The organism is Streptococcus sp. HMSC078H03 (genome assembly GCF_001808655.1).
GTDB classification, from domain to species: Bacteria; Bacillota; Bacilli; order Lactobacillales; family Streptococcaceae; genus Streptococcus; species Streptococcus salivarius_G.
Window position 1 is genome coordinate 1 of record NZ_KV794106.1, and the last position, 3,534, is coordinate 3,534.

A 3,534-nucleotide genomic window follows, 5' to 3' on the forward strand; every position below is an offset into this window, starting at 1 on the left:
ATTTAACCTGTCTACTTGACAGGGGGCATATCAAAATGCCAAGAGTGCTTTGTAGCTTATTTACGATTTTGCTTACCGGCGTTACGATTTTTCTTTGGTTTACTTGCAATTGCTTGAGTATTTTTTGGTGTCACATCTTTACGCTTGATTGGTGTTGTACGAGGTGCTTTTGGAGGGTTCTTTTTGAACTCTTCAGCAACTTTTTCTTTCAAGCGAGGTTTGATGATGTAGTTGGTAATCAACTGTTGGATAATAGAGAAGATACCACCAACGAACCAGTAGAGGATTACGGCTGCAGGTGAGCTAATACCAAAGAAAATCATCATGATTGGCATACTGTACATCGTCGCTGCCATTTGTTTACGTTGCTCCTCAGGAACTTGTTGAATAGACAACCAAGATTGGAAGTAGTAAAGAGCTGCGATGATGATAATCAATGGGAAGTCACGGTGACCAAGGTTAAACCAGAGGAAGTTATCTTGGAGTACACCAGGAGTGTAACGTGCTGCGTAGTAGAGTGCTGAGAAGAACGGGAACTGAATCAATAGAGGAAGACAGCCGACACCACCCATCAAGCTTAGACCGTTTTCACGCTGAGCTTGCATGAGTTCAGACTGGGCAGCCATTTTTTCTTCTTGAGTTTTGGCGTTACGCAAACGTTCGTTGATTGGTTCCAAGATAGGCGCAAGGTACTCACGTTTTGCTGATTGGTAGGCTGCGCTACGAGATTGGTGAAGACCAAGTGGTAAGATAATCAAACGAACAATGATGGTAACAAAGATAATACCAAGACCAAAGCCAAGACCAAGATTATCTGCGAAGTAGGTGATGACGTGGCTCATAGGGCGACCAAGGAGGTTCCAGACCCAACCAGTAGGATTACCAGACTTATCAAGGCTCACACATCCTGATAGGAAGAAAAGCATGCTGGCAGCAAGCCCCATCAGGGCTAGACGTTTTTGATTTTTATTCACAATATCATTCCTTTTGTTTTTTAGTTATACTTGTCTATTTTACCTTTTTTTAAGAAAGAGAACAAGCTAAAAACGGTGGCTTCCTCTTAATTAGCCATCCGAAAATCGCTGTAATTTGAGAAGTTTGCCATGGTCACATCGACATAGGTTACTTTAGACCATTTTGAAGGTCCTTTTCGAACTTCTTGAATAAATTTAGCTAACTTAGCAGGATTATCTGACTGAGCTAGGATTTCAACAGTTCCGTCGTCATTATTCCAAACCCGACCGTATATTTCTCCAATATCTAGTGCTAGAGCATAGGTTGAATAACGAAAACCAACACCTTGGACTCTACCTGAGACTAATAATCGTACTTTTTGCATGGTCCATGACCTCCTTTTGAAAGCTCTTTCCTTTAGTATAATCCTTGCTATAAAGTCGGTCAAGTCCAAGATTTATCAAGGAATTTCTGCTATAATGAGTGTATGGAAATCATTCAATCAAAGCAAAATGCTAGCATTAAGTCTGCTAGAAAATTATTGCAGCGCAAGCACCGTAAAACTAGTTATCTTTTAGAAGGATGGCATCTTTTTGAGGAAGCAAAGGCAAGTGGTGCCGATATTCTTCAAGTTTTCGTGCTTGAGGAAATGGCTGATCGTGTGGCTAATATGGCTAAGGTTAAGTTGGTTAGTCCGGAGGTGCTCAAGGAGCTCTGTGAAACTCAGACCCCCCAAGGGATTGTGGCAGAAGTTGCTAAACAATCTCAAGCCTTGCCAGAACCTCTCTCAGGGAAGTACCTTCTCTTGGAGGATGTTCAGGATCCTGGCAATGTAGGAACAATGATTCGCACAGCAGATGCCGCAGGTTATGATGGAGTCTTTTTGTCAGACAGATCAGCTGATATTTATAATCAGAAGACCTTGCGTTCTATGCAGGGAAGTCATTTCCATCTTCCAATCTATCGTGGACCAATTCTTGACATGGTTGAGGCTTGCAAAAAGCAAGGCGTACCCGTCTTGGCAACGACTCTCTCAGATATCTCCGTTGACTATAAAGCAGTTAAGACAGATGGCAATTTTGCCTTAGTGATGGGAAATGAAGGTCAAGGAATTAGTCAGGAAATGGCTGAGTCTGCTGATCAACTCGTACATATTAGCATGTCAGGTCAGGCGGAGAGTCTGAATGTTGCTGTTGCAGCAGGAATTCTCATGTTTAGTCTCTAGGTCTCAAGGATGATTTTAGGAGAAAACAACTGACTTTTAAAGTAATTTTAAGGACTAGTGGTATAATTAAGAAGCATTAGAAACATTAATGAGGTATTATTATGAAACGACCAGAAGATGATAAAGAATTCATGGAAGTTGTGGGACATTTGATTTCACACCCACGTTTTCAAAAATTGGATGGGATTGTACAGCACCATCATTCGACACGTTTAGAACACTCGGTTAATGTTAGTTACACCAGCTATAAGATTGCTAAAAAATTTGGCTGGGATGCCAAGAGTACTGCTCGAGGCGGTCTCTTACATGACTTTTTCTATTATGATTGGCGAGTGACTAAATTTAACAAGAGTCATGCTTGGGTACACCCACGTATTGCTGTTCGTAATGCCAGAAAGCTTGTTAATTTAAACAAAAAAGAAGAGGATATTATCCTCAAGCATATGTGGGGAGCAACGATTGCACCACCGAAGTATAAGGAATCTTATATTGTTACTATGGTGGATAAGTATTGGGCGGTTAAAGAAGCGGCGACACCCTTACGAAACCGAATCAAAAATCGTAAGTTTTTCCGTCGTAAGACCCTACAAAGCCACCACCAATAATTCATTATTTTTAGGAGATAACTATGGAATCAAATGCAATTTATACGACTAGTGATGCGGGCTTAAGCCGCTTTTTCGGAAAGATTTATGGCCTTGTTGGTATGGGAGTGGGACTTTCAGCAGTCATTTCTTATCTGATGCTCTTCCCTCTCTCTCATGTTTTTGTCAATATTCTCATGAATTATTCTTGGGTTTACATGGCAGCCCTCTTTTTAGAGTTTGGTTTGGTCTTTTTGGCTAGCGGTGCTGCACGAAGAAATACACCTGCAGCCCTACCTTTATTTTTGGTTTATTCCGCTTTGAATGGATTTACACTTAGTTTTATCATCGTTCAATACACGCAAGCTATAGTTTTTCAAGCTTTCCTTAGCACTGCCATTGTTTTCTTTATCATGGCCCTTATCGGAGTTAGCATTAAGCGAGATCTATCAGGCATGGCTAAGTTCCTTATGGCAGCCTTGATTGGGATTATTGTGGCTAGCTTGATTAATATTTTCTTTGCAAGTAGCATGATGAGTTTTGTGATTAGTATTGTATCAATTCTCATTTTCTCTGGTTTAATTGCCTACGATAACCAGTTGATTAAAAAGGTTTACTACGGTGCCAATGGTCAAGTCACAGATGGATGGGCAGTTTCTATGGCACTTAGTCTTTACTTGGATTTCATTAACTTATTCTTGAATATCTTGCGACTCTTTGCTAGACGTAATTAGTAAAAAAAGGCTCTTTGTCAACTGTAGTGGGTGACGA

General features: G+C 40.7%; 5 protein-coding genes. 3 read left to right on the forward strand and 2 right to left on the reverse strand.

What is annotated here, in order from left to right; all coding sequences use genetic code 11:
• Positions 1–56: 56 nt before the first annotated feature.
• Together yidC and HMPREF2607_RS05170 are read right to left on the reverse strand one after the other, a co-directional pair.
• Positions 57–974 carry a membrane protein insertase YidC gene (gene yidC, locus HMPREF2607_RS05165; RefSeq protein WP_021143531.1) on the reverse strand — a complete coding sequence of 306 codons (918 nt, stop codon included), beginning with the start codon at positions 972–974 and terminating at the stop codon, positions 57–59.
• 86 nt (positions 975–1,060) lie between these two features.
• Positions 1,061–1,339 carry an acylphosphatase gene (locus HMPREF2607_RS05170; protein WP_014633865.1) on the reverse strand — a complete coding sequence of 93 codons (279 nt, stop codon included), beginning with the start codon at positions 1,337–1,339 and terminating at the stop codon, positions 1,061–1,063.
• A 102-nt stretch (positions 1,340–1,441) separates the two neighbouring features.
• Here HMPREF2607_RS05170 and HMPREF2607_RS05175 point away from each other — a divergent pair, with 102 nt between their 5' ends.
• From HMPREF2607_RS05175 to HMPREF2607_RS05185, 3 genes are all read left to right on the forward strand, one after another.
• Positions 1,442–2,179 (forward strand): TrmH family RNA methyltransferase, encoded by a 738-nt coding sequence (locus HMPREF2607_RS05175; protein WP_021143532.1) that lies wholly within the window; start codon positions 1,442–1,444, stop codon positions 2,177–2,179.
• Between the two features lie 101 nt (positions 2,180–2,280).
• Positions 2,281–2,784: an HD domain-containing protein gene (locus HMPREF2607_RS05180; RefSeq protein ID WP_002883682.1), complete on the forward strand. Its 504-nt coding sequence runs from the start codon at positions 2,281–2,283 to the stop codon at positions 2,782–2,784.
• Positions 2,785–2,807: 23 nt separating this feature from the next.
• A complete protein-coding gene (locus HMPREF2607_RS05185; RefSeq protein WP_014633867.1) occupies positions 2,808–3,497 on the forward strand; it encodes a Bax inhibitor-1/YccA family protein in 690 nt (229 codons plus the stop codon).
• The last annotated feature ends 37 nt before the right edge of the window (positions 3,498–3,534 follow it).

What these genes read in the sequence shown, in the direction of transcription:
- HMPREF2607_RS05170 (WP_014633865.1), bottom strand. Translation starts at nt 1,339, where the DNA reads ATGCAAAAAGTACGATTATTAGTCTCAGGTAGAGTCCAAGGTGTTGGT.
- HMPREF2607_RS05175 (WP_021143532.1), top strand. Translation starts at nt 1,442, where the DNA reads ATGGAAATCATTCAATCAAAGCAAAATGCTAGCATTAAGTCTGCTAGA.
- HMPREF2607_RS05180 (WP_002883682.1), top strand. Translation starts at nt 2,281, where the DNA reads ATGAAACGACCAGAAGATGATAAAGAATTCATGGAAGTTGTGGGACAT.
- HMPREF2607_RS05185 (WP_014633867.1), top strand. Translation starts at nt 2,808, where the DNA reads ATGGAATCAAATGCAATTTATACGACTAGTGATGCGGGCTTAAGCCGC.